Here is a 19,674-nt window from a genome sequence, read left to right as displayed (position 1 = left end):
CCGGCAGCCGAATGGTTAGCCGGGACAGAAGAGGCGCATCCGCTACTCGCTCTTCTTGAACAGCGAATCGATGTTGCGGGCCACGGTGAAGTAGTTGGCGGCCCCGGAAGCATGGTAGCCGGCCCGCGTATAGTCGAGCTGGAACTGGCTGATGCGCAGCATTGCGCCGAAGCTGATGCCGGCACCGCCAGCGGAATTCTCGAGCCGCAGCTCGCGGCGCTGCAGGTGGTTGTAGCCCAGGCGAATGTTCAGGTTTTTACCCAGAATCAGCTCCCCGCCCACCACGAAATGCCGGGCAATTTTGTCGCCGAGGCTTTTCTTCGGCTTTATTTCTTCGTTATTCTCGTCGAGCTGCCCGCGGATGTTGGGGTCGAGGTACACGATGTCGAGTTGCTGCAGGTGATGGGCCGAAATGGAAATGCGCAGCGGCATGTGCTCGGGCTTAAAGGAAGTGCCAATCTGCACGTCGAGCGGCATGGGCTCCCGCTCGGAACCGGCGTAGGGCTTGAGCTGAATGCCCGCGTTGCGCACCACCAGGCCCACGTTGAAATCCTGGGTCGGATGCTTGAACAGGGCGCCAACGTCGGCCAAGGTGGCCACCGAATGGTTGCCGGCAATACCGGATACGGCCAGCTTCAGGGTGCCGGCCAGGGTGAAGTTGCCGCTGGTATAGGCATCCGTGACGCCTAGGGCATACTCACTGACCGAAAACTGCCCCTGGCTGTTGCCGGCCGCGTCGAACTGCTCAAACTTACCGTAATCCAGGTAGGTGAGGCCGATACCGAAGCGGCCGGCACGCTCGGTATTGAACACGTAGGAAGCGGTGCTCTGCTTGATATCCGACAGGAAGTCGACGTAGCCCAAAGCCAGCCGCCCGTCCATTTCACTGTTGAGCAAAGCCGGGTTGCCGTACAGCATCGTACCATCCGCGTCGCGCGACGACACGTTCACGCCGCCTAAGCCGGCCAGCTTGGCGCTGGGCGGCAGATTCAGGAAGGAAAACGCCTGCTGACCGCCAATCTGGGCTGCCGCGGGCCGGGCCAGCAAGCAGCCGAGTCCTAATACAGTAATCCGCACCAAAGCCGAACGGTGTAGCAGTCGATTCATACCTCTAAGATAGTTGATTGGGAAGCATCCTGGGTAAGACGTACGGCCGGCCCGTTTTATTGCCCGACCGAGGGAAGATGTTCTACGGCCTCCTCCCCATTGTTTTCAGGCCGGTACGCTGAATATCGGTCCTAAAACAATCGTGGGAAGGCCGGGAGACAGTCTCCCAACCTTCCCACTAGTCCGGCAGCCTCTTGCGGGGAGAGTTACCGTTTAGGCGACTTCCACACTGGCGCCGGGGACCAGAGCCGGCTCATCCCGCACGATTAGCTTGATGGGGTGAGCCACTTTCTCGTTCAGCAACGCCACTTTCAGCACATCATCAACCCGGTCGGCGTAGTGCACGGTCAGGTCCTTGAGGTAGTCAGCGGGTATTTCGTTGATATCCTTGCGGTTCTTTTCGCACAGGATAATGTCCTTGATACCGGCGCGCTTGGCGGCCAGAATCTTCTCCTTGATGCCGCCCACTGGCAGTACCTTACCCCGCAGCGTGATTTCGCCGGTCATGGCCAGGTGGCTCCGGATTTTGCGCTGCGTGAATACTGAGGCAATACTGGTGAAGATGGCAATGCCCGCGCTGGGCCCATCCTTGGGTACGGCGCCCTCGGGGAAGTGAATATGCAGGTCGTACTGGTCGAAAACGCGGTAGTCGATACCCAGCTCGTCGGCCCGGCTGCGCAGGTAGCTCAGGGCCGTAATAGCCGACTCCTTCATCACGTCGCCGAGCTGGCCGCTCAGGGTCAGCTTGCCCCGGCCGCGGCTCAGCAGGCTCTCGATGAAGAGAATATCCCCGCCCACTGAGGTCCAAGCCAGGCCCGTAACGACACCGGCGGTTTCGTTGTCCTGGTACAGGTCCCGGTCGAAGATAGCGGCTCCCAGGATGCGGCTGATGTCCTTGGGCTCCAGCGTATCGGGGAAAGGCTCCTTCATGGCCTTGTTCTTGGCAATGTTGCGCGTCACGGCCCCGAGCTTGCGCTCCAGGCTCCGGACCCCCGACTCGCGGGTGTAGTCGTCAATCACGCGCTGCAGGGCCGGCGTGGTGATGGTCACGTCCTTCTGGCTCAGGCCGTGCTCGGTGAGCTGCTTGGGCCAGAGGTGCTTTTTGGCAATCTGGGTTTTCTCCTCCAGCGTGTAGCCGGTCAGGTCAATGATTTCCATCCGGTCGCGCAGGGCGGGCTGAATGGTATCCAGAGAGTTGGCCGTGGCAATGAAGAGGACTTTGGACAAGTCGTACTCCACTTCCAGGTAGTTATCCGTAAAAGTCGAGTTCTGCTCCGGATCCAGCACTTCGAGCAGGGCCGAGCTAGGGTCGCCGCGGAAATCAGAGGCAATCTTGTCGATTTCGTCGAGCACGATAACCGGGTTGGAGGCCCCGGCTTTCTTGATCTGGGCAATGATACGGCCGGGCATGGCGCCCACGTAGGTTTTGCGGTGTCCCCGGATTTCAGCTTCGTCGCGCACCCCGCCTAGGCTCATGCGCACGTACTTGCGGCCCAAGGACTTGGCAATGGAGCGACCCAACGAGGTTTTGCCCACGCCGGGCGGACCATACAGGCACAGAATGGGCGCCTTCATGTCCTGCTTCAGCTTGAGTACGGCTAGGTACTCGATGATGCGCTCCTTCACTTTTTCCAGGCCATAGTGGTCCTGGTCCAGAATTTTCTTGGTGCGCTTCAGGTTGAAGTTGTCCTTGGTGTACTCGGCCCAGGGCAAATCGAGCAGGAACTCCACGTAGTTGACGCTGATGGGAAATTCGGCGGCTTGCGGATTCACCCGGGCCAGCTTTTCCAGCTCTTTGTTGAAGTGCTTGGCTACGGTTTCGGGCCACTTCTTGCCTTTCGCCCGCTGGCGCAGCTTGTCAATTTCCTGGTCGGGGCCATCGAAGCCCAGCTCGTCCTGCAGCACTTTGATTTGCTGGCGCAGGAAATAGTCGCGCTGCTGCTGGTCGATGTCGGTGTGGACCTTGGTCTGGATTTCGTGCTTGATTTCCAAGAGCTGAATCTCCTTCATCATCATCTCCAGCAGCATGGTGCCCCGCTCCACGCCGTCGTTGATTTCGAGCAGTTTCTGCTTCAACCCCACTTCCACATTGATGTTGGAGGAGAGAAAGTGCGTCAGGAAGGCCGGCGACTCGATATTGTCCAGGGCCACCTGGGCCTCCTGCGGAATTTCGGGGTTGAGCTTGAGCATCTTGGCCGCCGCATCTTTCAGCGACGATACCAAGCCCTTCACTTCCTTGGAGTTCTTGTTGGGGAAAGTTTCAGGCGAGTAGCTCACGCGGGCCGTGAGGTAGGGCGTGTCCTGGAGTTGCTCCTCGATGCGGAAGCGGCTCTGGCCCTGAATGATGATGGTCGTGTTGCCGTCGGGCAGTACCAGCAGCTTCAGAATGCGGGCCATGGTGCCTACTTCGAACAGGTCGGCCAGGGCCGGGTCGTCGCTGGAGGTGTTTTTCTGCGCCACCACGCCTACAATCTTATTGCCGCGGTAAGCCTTGCGCACCAGCCGGATGCTTTTCTTACGCGTGACCGTGACGGGCAGCACCACGCCGGGAAACAGCACGGTGTTGCGCACGGGCAGCAGCGGCAGCACATCCGGCGACTCCTGCTCCGAAAGAGGCTGGTCAGGGTCGGCAGCCACGATAGACACCATTTCGGCGGGATCCTCAGTCATCAGCAATACATTAGGTTTGGGCTTGCGCGGATCGTATGAACTCATAAAACGAGGGTCGGGAAGTAGAGGGCGGTGCCAGAATGACAGCAAAAGCAGGCAACACGCAGGACGAAGCGAGCGAGCTTCCGAATATACGGCTTTGTCAAGTGCTATGCCACGGGCCGAAAAAGGTAATTCATGAGGCCGAAACCCGCCAAGGCGGCACACCAACCCGCCAGTCCGGCAGCAACTCGGCAGTGCTGAGTAGATGAGAAATTCCCTATTTTTGATCTTCCGCCGCGCCGTTTGGGCCGGCCATTGTGCCTTATTGATTTATGCTCCGCTCTCTACGCCCGCTTCTCACCCTTTTGCTCTTTCTTACCCTTATCGGGACCGGGCAGGGCCAACAAAAAAACACGCCGCCGCCCACCCGTAAGCTCACGGGCAAAGTGACGCGCCAACTGCGGGTGCGCCCCGACGGTACCCCCGACTTTATCAACGTCAACAAGCTGGCATATTTCCACGATAAAAAGGCGCTGAAAGCCATTCAGAAGGCCGAAAAGCGCCGCAACTACAACCAGGCCCGCAGCCTGCTCGAAGCCTATGTATCGCTGTTCGGCATCCAGAACTTCTACAAGGATACGCCCTTGCTCTGGCGCCTGGCCCAGCTCTGGGAGAAGGCCGGCAACGAGGAAAAAGCCAAAGCCTACTACCGCCTGGCCCTGAAGCACCACCGCCAGGACGTGAAGAAAATCCAGCTGTACTACGACTCGCTGGAGCAGAAGGAGGCCGACCTTTACGTGCCTCTCAAGGTGTACTACGACATCGTGGAGTACCGCAAGAGCATTGCCACGTTTCACCCGCCCAAGGGCGTGTACACGAGCATGGGCGACGCCATCAACTCCAAGGTGGAAGACTACGGCCCCACGCTCAACGCCGGCGCCGACCAGCTGATATTCTCCTCCAAGCGCAAAACCCGCGGCATAGCCGACGCCGTAGATGAGGACCTGTACACCTCCCACAAGGAAGGCGTGTCGTGGGCCGATGCCGAGCCGCTGCCCAAGCCGATAAACTCGCAGTACAACGAAGGCTCGGCCTGCATTACCAAAGATGGCAAGACGCTGTATTTTGCCCGCTGCGAGTGTCCTACCTGCCACGGCAACTGCGACCTGTACGTTTCCACGTTCAAGGAAGGCCAGTGGACCATGCCCAAGAGTTTGGGCAGCACAGTCAACTCGCCGGCCTGGGACTCGCAGCCTACGTTGTCGCGCAACGAGGACACGCTCTACTTCGCCTCCGACCGGCTCGGCGGCTTCGGCCTCTCGGATATCTGGTACACGGCCAAAAACAAGGCCGGCCAGTGGACCAAAGCCCAGAACCTGGGCCCGGTGGTGAACACCCGCGAAAGTGAGGTGAGCCCCTACTACCACCCGCTCTACAACGTGCTATACTTCAGCTCGCGCGGGCAGCTGCTCAACTACGGCGACTTCGACATCTACAAAACCTACCGGGTGCGGGGCCGCTGGCAGGAGCCGCGCAACATCGGGCCGCTGGTAAATGGCAAGGGCTCGGAGTATTACTTCACCATCGACTCGGAATCGACCAACCTGTTTTATGCCCGCTCGGAGGCCAAGGACCTGAAAAACCTGGACCTCTACTCCTTCCCGCTGCCCATGGAGGCCCAGCCGCTGGCTACCACGCACATCGAAGGTTCACTGGTGGACTCCGTCAGCAGTAAGCCGCTTAATGGTATTGTGAGCGTGATTGATACCGACAACGGCATTGAGGTGGCCAGCAAATACGTGCGGCCCGACGGCTCATTCGACTTCGATTTGATTGAAGGCTCGCACTACGTGCTGCTGATTCAGAGCCCGGATTATTTCACGGTGGAAAAGCAGTTCGAGCTCAAAGGCGATACGGTGATGAAGCTCATGACCAACTCAATTGACTACCGGCTGCCGCTGATTTTCAAGAACATCGAGTTTGACCAGGACAAGGCCAACATCCGGGCGGCTATGCACCCGATTCTGGACCGCATTGCCCTGTTCATGGTTGACCACCCTACCTTCCGCCTCAGCATCAAGGGCCACACCGACTCCAAGGGTGACCCGGATTTCAACGAAACCCTCTCGAAAGACCGCGCCGAGGCCATCCGGCGCTACATCGAAACGAAAGGCAAGCTCAAGCCCAACCGCATCGAAAGCATGGGCTACGGCAGCACCCAGCCGCTGAAAGAGGAAGTAACCGAGGAAGACGCCCGCATCAACCGCCGCGTAGAGTTCCGCCTGATCCGGCCCGACGAGGACAAGCCCAAGCCCGGCGACGACAAGAAGCCAGTCGATGGCACCCTGGACTGGAAGTAAGTTGGAGAAGCTGATGGACTACACCACGCGTCCTGGCGAGCAGCGCGAAGCCATCCGTCCGCTACGCAGTATGAAATAACCTTTTATCAAAAAGCCCCCAACCGTAGCAACGATTGAGGGCTTTTTGCTTTGGAGCACTATGCCCGTATCAGCCGACGAGTAGCCGCGCACTGCTGGCAAGGACACGATAGGCTTTGACGCATCAGCACATTCTCTTCTTCATCCAGGCAGGTACCAGCCTTCTACCACGCCAGTTTCTGCTCCTCGTTGCCTTCCCGGAACAGGGCGCTTTGCTTTTTGCCACCGGCATCGAGATTTACAATGTTCATCTGGTCGGCGAAGGTATCGACCAGCAGCTTATGGCGGAGCACGAGGCTGCTGGTGGGCCGGGGCAATTTCACGGCCAGGTACAGCCAGTGCGCTTCATGGTCTTTTTCGAAGCCGATAAGTTGGAGCGGCAAGGTTTCGCCGGGCCTGGTGCCAAAGGCCAGGGACTTGCGCAGCAGCTCCGCTGTGAGCTGCGTCACCTGGGGCCGCGGCGTCTGGTCGAAGCTGATAGCGCGGGGCTGGCCCACGGACAACGCCTTTTCGAAGTCGTCGGTGAAGACTTTCAGGGCTACTTCCAGCTGCTGCTTCTGCGCGTTGTAGCGCACTTCCATAATGCTGGCGTGGTAGGCGTGGGCCACGGCGGGCAGGCGCAGCAGCACCAGCAGGGCAGCCAGCAGCCACCAGCGGCTGGGAACCAGGGAAAAACGGGTCATCGGTTTACGCATCAGGAACGGCCGGTAGAGGAAAAGCCGTGCCACTTTGCAGGAGCACGGCTTTACGCAAAAAGATTCCAAACCAGGCTCGGCTAAAACAGCTTGAGCACCTGCTTAATGATCAGCACGTAGCCCATCAAGCCCAGAATCAGGACCATACCCACTTTCTGGGCGTTTTCCATGAAGCTGTCAGAAGGCTTACGGCCCGCAATCATTTCGTAGAGCAGGAACACGACGTGGCCGCCGTCGAGGGCCGGGATGGGCAGCAGGTTCATAAAGGCCAGCACCATCGACAACATGCCGGTCAGGGTCCAGAAACGCAGCCAGTCCCACTGCCCGCCATACTGCTGGGCAATTTCGACCGGGCCGCCCATCGACTTGCTGAACGACGCCTTACCGCTGAGAATCTGGCCAAAGGCCTTCATCTGCGTAGTGACCACGCCAAAGGCTTTCTTGGCCCCTACCGGCACCGAAGCGGCCAAGCCGTAGGTGCGGGTGGCTTCTTTCAGCAGCGACTTGGGCATAAAGCCAATGTGGCCTTCCTCATCCACGGCAATCTGCAGAGTGAGTGGCTGGTCGTTGCGCAGCACCTGCACGGGTACGGTTTTGCCGGCATTGGCTTTCAGGGCCGTCTGCAGCTCGGGGAAAAACTGGGTGCGTGTACCGGCTACGTGGGTCACCTGGTCGTTGGGCTGCAGGCCGCCTTTGGCCGCGCCGCTACCCGATACCACCTGGTCTACCACAAACGGGTTCAGGGGCAGCACGAAGGGCGTCTGGTCCTTTTCGGAGAGCCGGTCCATAAAGCCGGCCGGAATCGGAATATCCAGCAGCTGCCCGTTGCGGTCTACAGTGTAGTAGCTGCTGGAGCCCAGCATCACGTCGCTGCTATACACTTCGTCGAACTCGGTGAAGGGGCGGCCGTTGATTTTGACGATTTTGTCGCCGGTGCGGAAGCCCATTTCCTCGCCCAGCTTGTTGGGCACGATACCGTAGCGCACTTCCGAGGCGGGCAGGTATTTCTCGCCGTAGCTGAACGTGAGGGCCGAGAAAATGACAATACCGGTAATAACGTTCATGATAATGCCGCCCAGCATCACAATCAGGCGCTGCCAGGCTGGCTTCGAGCGAAACTCGTTGGGCTGGGGTTCGGCCGCGAGGCTTTCGGCATCCTGCGTCTCGTCGATCATGCCGTGAATAGCCACGTAGCCGCCCAGCGGGAACCAGCCCAGGCCGTACTCCGTCTCCCCGATTTTTTTCTTAAACAGGGCGAAGTTCATCACGCCCGGCATCGGAAACAGGAAGTCGAAGAAGATGTAAAACTTATCGACGCGAATCTTGAAGTACTTGGCGGCGGCAAAGTGCCCGAACTCGTGCAAACCCACCAGAATAGAAAGGCCCAGCAACATCTGGCTGGCCATGATTAATACTTCCAAAGCGAAACTTGGTATTGGGTAGAAGGGGAAATTACGGAGCTGGCGTCAGCTGTCATAGCACCGGCGAAGCGGCATTTTGTTTGACAACACTTACAGCCGGCCAACCAGTTCGTGCGCCACGCGGCGCGTTTCCTGGTCGGTCTGCACGTAGTCGTCCAGCGACGGTTCGGCAAGGTACGAAACCTTCGTCAGGCAGCTTTCCACTAAGCTCGGCATTTGCAGGAACCCGATTTCGTCGCGCAGGAAAGCCGCTACGGCAATTTCGTTGGCTGCATTCAGCACGCAGGGTGCGTTGCCGCCCTGGCGCATGGCCTCGAAGGCCAGGGGCAGGTTGCGGAAGGTGGCACGGTCGGGCTGCTCGAAGGTGAGCTGGGGGTAATCGAGGAAGGAAAAGCGTGGGAAATCGGACGGCAGCCGCTCGGGGTAGCCCAGGGCGTACTGAATAGGCAGCTTCATGTCGGGCAAGCCCAGTTGGGCTTTCAACGAGCCGTCCTGAAACTGCACGAGGGAGTGAATAATGCTCTGCGGGTGCACCACCACGTCGATCTGGTCGTTGGTGAGCCCAAACAGCCACTTGGCCTCAATGACTTCGAGCCCCTTGTTCATGAGCGAAGCCGAATCGATGGTGATTTTGGCGCCCATGTCCCAGTTGGGGTGCTTCAGGGCCTGGGCTTTGGTGACGGAGGCCAACTGCTCGGCCGTGCGCCCCCGAAACGGGCCGCCGGAAGCCGTCAGGATGATTTTCTCAATCGGGTTGCGCTCCTCCCCGACCAGGCACTGAAAAATGGCCGAGTGCTCCGAATCGACGGGGTAAAGGCCCACGCCGTGCTCTTTTACCAGGCGCGTAATCAGCTGCCCGGCTACCACCAAGGTTTCCTTGTTGGCCAGGGCAATGTCTTTGCCGGCCCGGATGGCAGCCACCGTGGGCAGCAGGCCCGAATAGCCGACCATGGCCGTCAGCACGATGTCAGTGTCGGGGCGGCCGGCTACTTCGGTCAGGGCGGCGGGGCCGGCCAGCACTTCAGTAGGCTGCCCGGCCAGGGCCGTTTTCACCGTTTCGTACTGGCGCTCATCCCCGATGACGACAACGGCGGGCCGAAATTCGCGGGCCTGCGCAATCAGCAAATCAGCATTGGAATGGGCCGACAGCGCCGCCACCTGAAAGCGGCCGGTGTGGGCCCGGATAACGTCGAGGGCCTGGGTGCCGATGGAGCCGGTAGAGCCCAGCAGGGTGACGCGTTTGAGAAGAGAGGACATGGGACAGGTACAGCTACGGGCACGGTGGGGTTGCCGCTGGCAAAAGTAAGCCGAACTTTCAGTTCCTGACACCGGGCGTCGGCGGCAAGCACCAGAACCGCGTACTTTTGCTTCTGCATTCAGCCTACTCATGACCGACCCTACGCCCGCCGCCAGCCCTTCCGCCTTCGACAAAGCCCGCAACGGCCTTTGGACCAGCCTGCAAAAGCACCTGGAAACCGTGTACACCGCCGAAAAAGACTTCCGCGCCGCCGTCACCTTCACCACTTCCTTCCCGTTTTCGGCCGCCCAAACCGAGCCCCAGCAGTTGGCCGACTACCAGCAGCAGCGCCTCTACCTGCGCGACCTGTTCATCGACGAAACCAACCAGCTCGACAGCCTGGTGAAGGCCGTGCGCACCAAAAGCTACCAGGAAGACGAAAAGAAGCTCCTGCTGCTGATGATTCTGGGCTACATCGACATTGCCGAAAGCATCTTCGATTTATTGGAAACCCACCGCCCCAGCAAGCTCGACAAAGACGAGGAATTGGAAGAAACCACGGCCAAGTTTGAGCGGGTCAAGAACTTCGTGCGGCTCAACATCAAAGGTATTTCTGGGCTGCTGCCGAAGTTGTAGGCTACATATCCGGCGAACTTCAGATAGAAGTGCTGCTAAACTAATAAGTCATCTGAGCGAAGCATTCCGCTTACTGACGTTGCTATTTTATTCTCAGAATAAAGAACGTCATGCTGAGCTTGCCGAAGCATCTCTACTGCACTAGTAAAAGCATTTACTGCTGCGGGAGAGATGCTTCGGCAAGCTCAGCATGACGTTCATTTTTAAATGGCCTACTTGCCCTACAGCACCTCCTCAATCCGAATCTTCTTGCCGTTGAACACGGCCTCCTCCCCCACCCGCTTGCCGCTGAGGGCCGCCGCTACCGGAGCCGCCGCCGATACGGCGAAGTAGTCGGTGCCCTCTACCGGGAGCTTGCCGGCACTGATGCTGATGTAGAACCAACCCATGCTGGTGCGTACCAAGGCGCCGGGCCGCACCGTGTCGCAGGGCTTGCTGGGGTCGATGCGCTGCAGCTCGCCCTGCAGCTGCCGGCCCTGCTGAAGCTGCACCAGGTTTCGGTCCCGCTCGTTCTGGGCCATGGCGCGGCCGGTTTCGTACTTGTCGCCGGCGCTACTCTTGGTTTCACTGTTGGCCGATTCCTGGGCGGCCTGAATGGCGGCCAGGCAGGCGTTGAGGCGGTCCTGGGCGTACTGCTCGCAGAGGGTGTAGAGTTGTTGCTTGATATCGGACATCATTACTGTTCTCGTGTAATTTCCCGGTACATCTTCAGTGTGTTTTGCATTAACTCTGCAAAAGAACGGTACCGAGTTGCTCCTGGCTTCCAATTGGCAAAATGCCATGCCTCCCATTCCCCTTCGTGTTGCACTGCCGGGTTCAATGCCAGAAAACCCGAATCTCCCCAATCAGAAATCATTAAACAGCCTCGCAAATACTCCACCCGAAGCTGTTCATCTATCTGGCTGTCGCCATACCGGTAATAATCATCATCCGGTACTGTTGGTAAAGCGCCCATATTTCGCTCCCAAATCTGAATCAAGTCTTCATCGGTCTTGACCAGCCAGTCCACCTCCGCGCAGGGCTTCAGTCTCCAGATAAAATAGTCTAGTGGCCCGAACCCATCAGAGGTTTGTAGAAAAGCCCGGTACGAAGCCGGTAGCGAAATCTGAAGGCGCTTCTCCAAGCTCAGTAACGTTGCCTCTGTAGCTCCAGTAGCTCCCAGCCACTGTGCTTGACGTTGTTCCGGCCTAACCAGAGAGGCCATATTGCCGCTGATAAAGTCGGGGTCAGACAGAATTTCCTGGCTGATCTGGCGGAGCGTATCGGACCAGTTTGTGCTATTCATCATGGCTTCACTTTGGTACAGGAATAAGCTTTAGTCGGCACTTTCACCGCTATCCAGAAGCTACCAGCCCATTGGCCACCTGCCGGTCGTTGCTCAGGCGCGGCACCTTGTTTTGCCCGCCGAGCTTGCCCAGGCTTTTCATGTAGCGCTGAAATGCCCCGGCCGGCAGCGCCGTGAGCTGCAGCGGGGCCAGAATGCTGCCGGTCAGCAGGTCGTCGTAGTACACGTTGCGGCGGCGCAGGCCCTCGTCGAGGGCCGCGGCAAAGGCGGCGGCATCGTGGGGCGGGCGGGCAAACTCGACCAGCCACTCGTGCCGGCTCGGCTCCTGCGGGTCACTACTCACGCGCGGAGCCACAGTGAATTCCACGACTTCCACTTCCGGAAACCGGCTCATGGCCTCGCGCAGCGTCTGCTCGACTTCCTCGCCGATGACATGCTCGCCGAAGGCCGAGAGAAAGTGCTTGATGCGGCCACTGACGACCACCCGGTACGGATTTTTGCTCACGAAGCGTACCGTATCGCCGAGGCTGTAGCCCCAGAGGCCGGCGTTGGAATTGAGCACCAACGCGTACTGTCGGTCCAGTTCGACTTCCCCGATGGTGAGGCGGGACGGATTGGGCTCAAAAAACCGCTCGGCGGGAATGAACTCGTAGAAAATACCGGCGTCGAGCAGCAGCAGCAGGCCGGGGTTGCCGGGCTGGTCCTGGAAGGCCAGAAAACCTTCGGAAGCCGGGAACAGCTCGATGCTGTCGATGGGGCGGCCGATGGTTTCGAACAGCTTGGCCCGGTACGGCTCGAAGTTGACGCCGCCATACACGAACAGGTCGAACTGCGGAAAAATATCCTTCACGGGCCGCCCGGTCAGTTGCACCAGCTTATCGAAGTACATCTGCACCCAGGGCGGAATGCCCGAAATCAGGGTCATGTTTTCGGGCAGGGTTTCCTCCACGATGTGGTCGAGCTTGGTTTCCCAGTCCTCGATGATGTTGGTGGAATACGTCGGCAGCTGGTTGCGGCGCAGGTAGGCCGGTACGTGGTGGTTGACGATGCCCGACAGGCGCCCGGTGTGAATGCCGCCCACCTTCTCCAGCGCCGGACTGCCCGACAAAAACATCAGCTTGCCATCCAGAAAGCGGCTGTTGCCGGTGCCCTGGATGTAGTGAAACAGCGCATCACGGGCCCCGTTGATGTGGTTGGGAATGCTGTCCTTGGTCAGGGGAATGTACTTGGCCCCGGAGGTCGTGCCCGAGGTTTTGGCCAGGTATTCGGGCTTACCGGGCCAGAGCACGTTGGCTTCGCCGGCTTTCACCCGGTTGAAATACGGAGCCAGGGCCTCGTAGTCGCGCACGGGCACCTGCCGCGCCAGGTCGGCGGGCGTGTTGATGGCGGCAAAGTCGTGGTCGTGCCCAAAGGCGGTGCGGCGGCCCTGGTCAATCAGCTGCCGGAACACGCGCTGCTGGGTAGCTACGGAATCCCGCTGCCACTGCTGGTAGCGGTGGTGAATGTAGGCGGCCAGCGGACGGCTCAGAGCAGATTTCAGACCCATGCGGGGAGGTGGTGAAGTAGTGAAATGGTGAGTTGTCGTGCGGCGGGCAGTCTAGCGGTAGTGCTCCACCGGGAAGCGGGCAGTATCGGCAGGCTCCACGTGCTGCCAGGGGCCCCAGAGCGGCGTAATTTTCACGACCCGGTACTGCGTATCAATGGTGGGAAATACGTTGCGCCGCTGCTGCACGATACGCACGGGCGGATTGACCGACTCATACTGTACCATTTCTTCCTGCCAGCCCCCGTCATCCTCAAACACGAGTAGAAAGGCACAGCTTAGCCACAGTGGTATGGTGGTTAGCAGCAGTAGAATTCCGGCGTAAAAGCGCCAGCCTTCCTTGAGCCGGGTTTCAAACTGCACCCATACTGCTACGGGCCACAGGGCAAACAAACAGTTTTTGGCAGTATCAAAAGTGCGCAACAGGCTGTGGCTGATAGTTTCAAACTGCCAGTCGTCTACCACGGTATTCACCACAAACAGCCCAAAGCCCAGCCAACCCAGCCCGATAAGGAGCGGCCGAAACCAGGCGGAAGCCGGGAGTTTACCTGAAGCAGATGAATCCATAGAAGCGGGAAAGTAGGCAAGATGGGCCATAAAGCAGAATTGGACCAACTCCGCCGCCCGCTAATGAGTATATTCAGTTACACAACCTCAACAACACCAGCACCATGATTAATCAGCGCGGAAATGCCGTTTGGAACGGCGACATCAAAGGCAGCGGCGAAGTTTCGACCCAGAGCGGCACGGTCAAGGCGCCCTACTCGGTTGGGGCCCGGTTTGAAGGCCAGAAAGGCACCAACCCCGAGGAGCTGATCGGAGCGGCCCATGCCGGCTGCTACACCATGTTTCTCACCGGCCAGCTCACCAAGGCCGGCGCCCAAGTCAAGCAGATCCGCACCGAGTCGAAAGTAACGCTCGATACGTCGGGTGACATTCCCAAAGTGGTCAAAATCGTGTTGACGACCGAAGGCGAAGTGGAAGGCATCACCCAGGAAGAATTCCAGAAGCAGGCCGAAAACGCCAAGGCCAACTGCCCGATTTCGCAGCTGCTGAGCGCCGTGCCCGAAATGGAGCTGGCCTCGGCCACGTTGAAGTAAGCACGAAAGACCGTCATGCTTGATCTGGCGTCCGCTTGGCTAGCATGACGGTCTTTTGTACCATCAACTGACAAACCAAAAACCGGTTTCGCCCCAGGCGTTGCCGGTTTTTCGTTTACTTTGTGGTCAGACCTCTACTTTCTATGCCCCGCGCCACCAAAACTACCCGCATCCGGCTGCGTCCCGCCGACACGTCCAAGGTTCCGTTTTGGGGCCAGCTGCTCATTGGCGTCCTCTGGATTGCCTACACGCTATTTCTGATCAGCTCCGACGAAGGCGCCCAGGACTACCATTTTCTGCACTACGTGTTTCTGGTGTTCAGCCTAGTGTATATCGGCTACGTGCTGGTGCACAACGCGCCCATCTTCGGCACCCAGAGCTACCTGGAGTTCACGCCCGGCTACATCGTGCACAAAGGCGGCCTGTTTCGTCCCAAGCAGGTGTTTGCCGCCGAAGATATCGAGGCCATCGACCTGGCGCCCATGCAGCTGCGCATCCGCCTGCGCTCCAACGACCTGTACACACTGAGCCTGCGCGAAGTAAAAGGCCCCAAGCGCCGGGAGAATTTTCGCAACGAAATCCGCCAGTTTGCCGCCCAGTACAACATCACGCTGCGCGAAACGGCCCCGGCTCCGCGCAGCTAAGCAGCCGGTATTCGTACCAACAAAAAGGTCCTGCGGAGCTTGGCTCGGCAGGACCTTTTTGTTTTGGGCAATGCAATGAGTGCGGGCAGCTTACTTCTTGACAAACTTCTTGCGCAGGTCCACTATCGTGTTGCGGAAGTTTTTGTCGCTGTCAATCAGGTCAGAAACGGTCTGGACGGAGTGAATAACGGTGCTATGGTCGCGGCCCCCGAAGTGGAAGCCGATGCTCTTGAGCGAGTGGCTGGTGTGCTCCTTGGCGAAGTACATAGCCACCTGCCGCGCCGTCACGACTTCCTTCTTGCGGGTTTTGGCCTTGAGCAAATCCAGGGAGATGCTGAAGTACTCGGCTACGGTTTTCTGGATGAAGTCCAGGTTTACCTCGGCCTCTACTTCCTCGATGATGTGACGCAGGGCCTGCTTGGCCATTTCCAGGTCAATTTCCCGCCGATTGAGGCTCGACTGGGCCACCAGGGAAATCAGCACGCCTTCCAGCTCCCGCACGTTAGTATTCACTGAGTGGGCTAGGTATTCTACCACCTGCGGGGGAATATCGATGCCGTCCTGCTCCATCTTGTTCTGGATGATGGCCATGCGCGTCTCGAAGTCCGGGCTCTGCAAGTCGGCCGTCAGCCCCCACTTAAAGCGGGAAAGCAGCCGGTCTTCCAGGCCGTTCAGGTCGCGCGGGGGCCGGTCGGAGGTCATCACAATCTGCTTGCCGGCCTGGTGCAGGTGGTTGAAGATGTGAAAGAACATCTCCTGGGTTTTGTCCTTACCCGACAAAAACTGCACGTCGTCCAGAATCAGAATATCGACCAGCAGGTAGAAATTGGCAAAATCCTGCACCCCGTTGTTGCGCAGGCTCTCGATAAACTGATTCGTGAACTTCTCGGCCGACACGTAGAGCACGAACTTATCGGGCGAAGTGGCCTTGATGTGGTTGCCGATGGCCTGCACCAAGTGGGTTTTGCCCAGGCCCACGCCGCCGTACACCATCAAGGGGTTGAAGCTGGTCGTGCCGGGCTTGTTGGCCACGGCCAAGCCCGCCGAGCGGGCCAGGCGGTTGCAGTCCCCTTCCACGTAGTTCTCGAAGGAATACGTGTTGTTCAGCTGCGACTTCACATAGTTTCGGTCGATGGCCTTGGTGGCTTCGAACGGGTTGCGCAGCATGTCGGGGTTGCTGACGGGCGCCGCTGCGGCAGCCGCTACGTTGCGAGCCGAGCCGGTAAGGGCGCTGGCAGCAATGGCGGCAGCCGGTGAAGCGGCCTGAGTGGGGGCAGCCGCCTTGCGCGAAGTCGGGATGTTGACCGTGCGCGGCTTGTTCTGGCTGTTGCCCTGGTCCACCACAATGGAATACTCCAGGCGACCTTCCGGCCCCAGCTCCTGGTAGATGCCTTTCTTTAGAACATCGACATAATGTTCCTCCAGCCATTCGTAGAAAAATTGGCTGGGCACCTGGATGATCAGGACGTTATTGTGGAGCTGCACCGGCACGATTGGCTCGAACCAAGTGCGGAAGCTTTGCTCACCAATATTAGCCTTGATGACGCGAAGACAGTTGGCCCATACGGTTCGGCAATCCTTCAGCATCAATTAGTTAAGACAAAAGCACCAGGTGCTTACAGGACGGACAATAGGGTCGGAAACGGGGTCAAAAAAGCCCGTTTTTTCTAGGGGGAGACAAAAATGTGGAAAAGTCAGGACACAAAAAAACGCTCTTTTCCTTGCTTTTCTCACCCCACTAGTACAGGAACTACGGCGGAGCTGGCAACAGCCAGCCGTTTGGTGCCATGCTCGAAAGCATAGTCGAGACGGCCTAGGTTGATGCCTGACCAGCCAACCTGGTTTACGAGGGTGCGGTGGCCCTTGGGTCCTGCTATTACGTCGGGCTTATCGAGGAAGGTGTGGGTGTGGCCGCCCAGAATCAAATCGATGCCCGCTACCTGGGCCGCCAGCTTCAGGTCGTCCATCTTGGCGCTTTCGTATTTGTAGCCCAGGTGGGAAAGGCAGATAACCATGTCGCACCGCTCGGCTCCGCGCAGCTGGGCCACCATGGCCTGGGAGGTAGCCACTGGGTCGAGGTACTTGGTGCCCCCGATGTTGCGGTCCGAAATCAGGCCGGCCATTTCGATGCCAATACCGAACACGCCGATGCGCATGCCGGCCTTCTCAAACACCTTGTACGGCTTGAACTGCCCGGCCAGAATGGTCTGGGAGAAGTCGTAGTTGGCCACCAGAAACGGGAAACCCGCGTGGGGCAGCTGCTTTTTCAGGCCTTCCAGCCCGTTGTCGAAGTCGTGGTTGCCCAGGGTGCTGGCGTCGTAGCCCATCTGGGTCATGAGCTTGTATTCCAGCTCCCCGCTAAAGAAATTGAAGTAGGGGGTCCCCTGCCAGATATCGCCCGAGTCGAGCAGCAGCACATTGGGCTCCTGTTTACGAATCTGCTCGATCAAAGTGGCGCGCCGGGCCATGCCGCCCATGCCCGCGTATTGCGCGCTACCCTCCGGAAACGGCTCGATGCGCGAATGCATGTCGTTGGTGTGCAGAATGGTGAGGCGCACGTTCTGGGTTTCGCGGCCCACGGCGGGCAGGCTCAGGCCCAGCAGGCCCAGGCTGGCCGCGCCCACCGATGTATGCTTTATAAAATCGCGACGATTCATCGTAGTCAAGGTGCTAATGAGGAATATAGGGGGTACATAAGAACGTGGCAGTATGAATAATACGGGTCTATAGGATTATGTACTGAGTCATCAGCACACTTCTCTCCTTAGCACCGGGGTGCATTATTCACAGTCCCGCATTGCTCACATCAATTTCACCCGGCCTTCAACTCTCGCCATTACGGGCTTGCCCTCTTTGGTGAGCATGCGCAGGTGGTCGGCAATGGCGTTGCGCAGCAGCACGCCGGTGGGGCGGGGCTTCAGCGGCTTAAAAAACACCATCTGGTCGCCGCCCCCGGCCAGGTAGTCGGAAATGGCGATGGTGTAGGTGCGGGCCGGGTCGAAGGGCTTACCGCCGATGAGAACATTCACGGCTTTGCCCTCGGGGCTGACGGTGTAGGTCACGTTCGACAGCGCCATTTTGATGCGGGCAGTATAAGCCAGCAGATCCTGCATCACCGGGCCGGGTGCGTCCAGCACTACCAGCTCGTTCTCGAAAGGCATCAGCTCGAACACCGAGCCCAGGGTGAGGGGCCCGGCCGGCAGGCTGGCCCGCAGTCCGCCGTTGGTCATCACGCCCAGGTCGATGGGCTGGCCTAGCACCTGGCTGGCCCGCTCCCGCTGAATATCGCCTACGAAGTTAGCCAGCGGCGACTCCCCGTTGTTTTTAACAATGGCCACCGGTGCCACGCCCAGCACTTCACTCATCTGCTGATTGACCTGCTGGCGGTAGGGCGCGATGGTCGCCGCCGCTTTGGGGTCGTCGGGCAGGGTTTTAGAAACGGGCTGCGCCGTAACCGGGGCCAGCTGGGGCTTCACCTGGTAGCCGCCGCGCTGGCAGCCGAAGGTGAGGCCAGCGGTTAGTAGCAGGCTTAGCGCGGAAAAGTGAGAACGAGACAAAGACATGCAAAAAGGGAAATAGGCGGAGGGCAAAGGTACGGGCCCCGAAACTTTATTTGGTCAGGTTAACGCCCAGAAGCACGTAGTGGTGCCACATGGTGTCCTTAATTCCAACCGAATTGATAAAGCCGGAGCTTTTTTCCGTGCGGGCCTCCATGGTAATCAGGCGGCCGCCCAGGGCCTGAAGCTGCGCCCCGAGGCTGCCCACTACACCGGGGTCGAAGCGGCTGACGGCCCCAGGATCCAACGGGGCTTTCCAGGTGCCGTATTCCGATCCGGCATTATAAGAAGACTGCTGCCGGATGATAGGCACGGCTTCCAGGCCAAAGTTGGTCGAGATGCCCAGCTGCGCTATCGGCCGTATCCGGCCGATGGGATAGGTATAGCGCAGCATAATAGGTATCCGGAGGTAGGTAAGCTCCACGCGGCCCTGCTCCTTATAAGGGATAGAGCTGCCGAAGCTGGTAACATACTCGGCCTGAAACTCCTGCTGCTGGTAGAGCGCTTCGATCTGCACCGAGAGCTTTTCGCTGAGCCGGGGCAGCGTCAGGCCCAGGCGCAGGCCGCCTACCAGCTGGGTGGCGTTGGGGAAGCGGGCGTCGTTGTAGCTGGTGTATCCCGTGATTTTTAGCTGGCTCCGGTTGATGCCCCCCACGATGCCCAGCGTCAGGCGCGGCAGGCGCGAGACGGAGATTTGCTTCTCATTCGTCGCAGTACCGCTCACGCAGGTATTGTAGCGCTTGATAACCGCGGTCAGCGCGCTTTGGGTAAAGCCCAGATCCGACACCCGCTGCTGCACGCTGGGGCAGCTGGCAAATGCCTCGGCCAGAGTGCCGCGAAACAGGTTCTTTTCCTGGTAGCGGATACTCACCTTCACCTCCGAGGAGTTGTTGGTTTGCACCAGCTTGCGGCGCTGTACCAGCTCGGTGGTGGCGGCTTCGCTCGTACTGATGTAGAAGTGGTCCTTGCCGTCGGCGTCGCGCCGGGAGTAAAGGTTGGCCGCACCCGCCACTAGCACCTCCAGAAAATACGGTCGGGCCGGCTGCGCGGCGCTGTCGGGCACCGTTACGGGGCGGCTATGGTATACTTTGGCGCCACTCAGGCCGTAGGCCAGCAGCTCGGCCGGCGCATACTCGCGCACGGCCCCACCCTGGCGGAAGCGGCACTGAGTAGCGTTGCGCAGAGCACTGCGGTTGTCTACTTCGCCGCGCACCGTGTCGCCGGCCGGCTGCACGATGTAGCCGGGCCGGAAATCGGTTTGGGCGGAGGCCCCGAAGGACACGGCGAGCAAGGGCAGCGCCAGCAGGCGTAAAAAGGAAGGCATGAGTGCAAGAGATAGAGAAGCAGAAATAGAAAACG

17 protein-coding genes are annotated in these 19,674 nt (G+C 59.2%); 4 read left to right on the top strand and 13 right to left on the bottom strand.

The window, feature by feature from the left end:
* Positions 1 to 42: 42 nt before the first annotated feature.
* Together porQ and lon are read right to left on the bottom strand one after the other, a co-directional pair.
* The gene (porQ, locus tag LGH70_RS11195; protein ID WP_226185563.1) at positions 43 to 1,107 is read right to left on the bottom strand and encodes a type IX secretion system protein PorQ; all 1,065 of its coding nucleotides are present in this window, start codon (positions 1,105 to 1,107) and stop codon (positions 43 to 45) included.
* 213 nt (positions 1,108 to 1,320) lie between these two features.
* Positions 1,321 to 3,777 (bottom strand): endopeptidase La, encoded by a 2,457-nt coding sequence (lon, locus tag LGH70_RS11190; protein ID WP_226185562.1) that lies wholly within the window; start codon positions 3,775 to 3,777, stop codon positions 1,321 to 1,323.
* 347 nt (positions 3,778 to 4,124) lie between these two features.
* On the opposite strand from lon, the gene LGH70_RS11185 reads away from it, so the two are divergent.
* Positions 4,125 to 6,119, top strand: coding sequence for an OmpA family protein (locus LGH70_RS11185; RefSeq protein ID WP_226185560.1), 1,995 nt, complete (start codon positions 4,125 to 4,127; stop codon positions 6,117 to 6,119).
* A gap of 242 nt (positions 6,120 to 6,361) precedes the next feature.
* On the opposite strand, the gene LGH70_RS11180 is transcribed toward LGH70_RS11185, so the two are convergent.
* The 3 genes from LGH70_RS11180 to LGH70_RS11170 form a co-directional block, all read right to left on the bottom strand.
* The gene (locus LGH70_RS11180) at positions 6,362 to 6,880 is read right to left on the bottom strand and encodes a DUF6702 family protein (protein ID WP_226185557.1); all 519 of its coding nucleotides are present in this window, start codon (positions 6,878 to 6,880) and stop codon (positions 6,362 to 6,364) included.
* 92 nt (positions 6,881 to 6,972) lie between these two features.
* Positions 6,973 to 8,313 carry an RIP metalloprotease RseP gene (gene rseP, locus LGH70_RS11175; RefSeq protein WP_226185556.1) on the bottom strand — a complete coding sequence of 447 codons (1,341 nt, stop codon included), beginning with the start codon at positions 8,311 to 8,313 and terminating at the stop codon, positions 6,973 to 6,975.
* 90 nt (positions 8,314 to 8,403) lie between these two features.
* Positions 8,404 to 9,570, bottom strand: coding sequence for a 1-deoxy-D-xylulose-5-phosphate reductoisomerase (locus LGH70_RS11170; protein ID WP_226185555.1), 1,167 nt, complete (start codon positions 9,568 to 9,570; stop codon positions 8,404 to 8,406).
* Between the two features lie 130 nt (positions 9,571 to 9,700).
* Between LGH70_RS11170 and LGH70_RS11165 the strand changes: the two genes are divergently transcribed.
* Entirely contained in the window at positions 9,701 to 10,186 is a 486-nt protein-coding gene (locus LGH70_RS11165) for a hypothetical protein (RefSeq protein ID WP_226185554.1), read from the top strand.
* Between the two features lie 221 nt (positions 10,187 to 10,407).
* On the opposite strand, the gene LGH70_RS11160 is transcribed toward LGH70_RS11165, so the two are convergent.
* From LGH70_RS11160 to LGH70_RS11145, 4 genes are read right to left on the bottom strand one after another with little or no spacing between them, the layout of a single operon-like run.
* The gene (locus tag LGH70_RS11160; RefSeq protein ID WP_226185553.1) at positions 10,408 to 10,863 is read right to left on the bottom strand and encodes a 3-oxoacyl-ACP synthase; all 456 of its coding nucleotides are present in this window, start codon (positions 10,861 to 10,863) and stop codon (positions 10,408 to 10,410) included.
* The gene (locus LGH70_RS11155) at positions 10,863 to 11,474 is read right to left on the bottom strand and encodes an SMI1/KNR4 family protein (RefSeq protein WP_226185552.1); all 612 of its coding nucleotides are present in this window, start codon (positions 11,472 to 11,474) and stop codon (positions 10,863 to 10,865) included. The genes LGH70_RS11160 and LGH70_RS11155 overlap by 1 nt, the downstream gene beginning before the upstream one ends.
* 46 nt (positions 11,475 to 11,520) lie before the next feature.
* The gene (locus LGH70_RS11150; protein ID WP_226185551.1) at positions 11,521 to 13,017 is read right to left on the bottom strand and encodes a GH3 family acyl-acid amido synthetase; all 1,497 of its coding nucleotides are present in this window, start codon (positions 13,015 to 13,017) and stop codon (positions 11,521 to 11,523) included.
* 51 nt (positions 13,018 to 13,068) lie between these two features.
* A complete protein-coding gene (locus LGH70_RS11145) occupies positions 13,069 to 13,581 on the bottom strand; it encodes a hypothetical protein (RefSeq protein ID WP_226185550.1) in 513 nt (170 codons plus the stop codon).
* Positions 13,582 to 13,685: 104 nt separating this feature from the next.
* Here LGH70_RS11145 and LGH70_RS11140 point away from each other — a divergent pair, with 104 nt between their 5' ends.
* Both LGH70_RS11140 and LGH70_RS11135 read left to right on the top strand, forming a co-directional pair.
* Positions 13,686 to 14,114: an OsmC family peroxiredoxin gene (locus LGH70_RS11140; RefSeq protein WP_226185548.1), complete on the top strand. Its 429-nt coding sequence runs from the start codon at positions 13,686 to 13,688 to the stop codon at positions 14,112 to 14,114.
* 143 nt (positions 14,115 to 14,257) lie between these two features.
* Entirely contained in the window at positions 14,258 to 14,758 is a 501-nt protein-coding gene (locus LGH70_RS11135) for a hypothetical protein (protein WP_226185546.1), read from the top strand.
* Positions 14,759 to 14,848: 90 nt separating this feature from the next.
* On the opposite strand, the gene dnaA is transcribed toward LGH70_RS11135, so the two are convergent.
* The 4 genes from dnaA to LGH70_RS11115 all read right to left on the bottom strand — a co-directional run bounded on the left by dnaA (position 14,849) and on the right by LGH70_RS11115 (position 19,639).
* Positions 14,849 to 16,345, bottom strand: a complete 1,497-nt coding sequence (gene dnaA, locus LGH70_RS11130; protein ID WP_226185952.1) for a chromosomal replication initiator protein DnaA — start codon at positions 16,343 to 16,345, stop codon at positions 14,849 to 14,851.
* Positions 16,346 to 16,488: 143 nt separating this feature from the next.
* Positions 16,489 to 17,415, bottom strand: coding sequence for a bifunctional metallophosphatase/5'-nucleotidase (locus LGH70_RS11125; RefSeq protein ID WP_226185544.1), 927 nt, complete (start codon positions 17,413 to 17,415; stop codon positions 16,489 to 16,491).
* Positions 17,416 to 17,559: 144 nt separating this feature from the next.
* Positions 17,560 to 18,321 carry a 5'-nucleotidase C-terminal domain-containing protein gene (locus tag LGH70_RS11120; RefSeq protein ID WP_226185541.1) on the bottom strand — a complete coding sequence of 254 codons (762 nt, stop codon included), beginning with the start codon at positions 18,319 to 18,321 and terminating at the stop codon, positions 17,560 to 17,562.
* Positions 18,322 to 18,367: 46 nt separating this feature from the next.
* Positions 18,368 to 19,639, bottom strand: coding sequence for a porin family protein (locus tag LGH70_RS11115; RefSeq protein WP_226185539.1), 1,272 nt, complete (start codon positions 19,637 to 19,639; stop codon positions 18,368 to 18,370).
* Positions 19,640 to 19,674: the final 35 nt, after the last annotated feature.

The organism is Hymenobacter nitidus, assembly GCF_020447315.1.
Taxonomy (GTDB): Bacteria; Bacteroidota; Bacteroidia; order Cytophagales; family Hymenobacteraceae; genus Hymenobacter; species Hymenobacter nitidus.
This window is presented reverse-complemented; position numbering and strand designations above follow the sequence as displayed.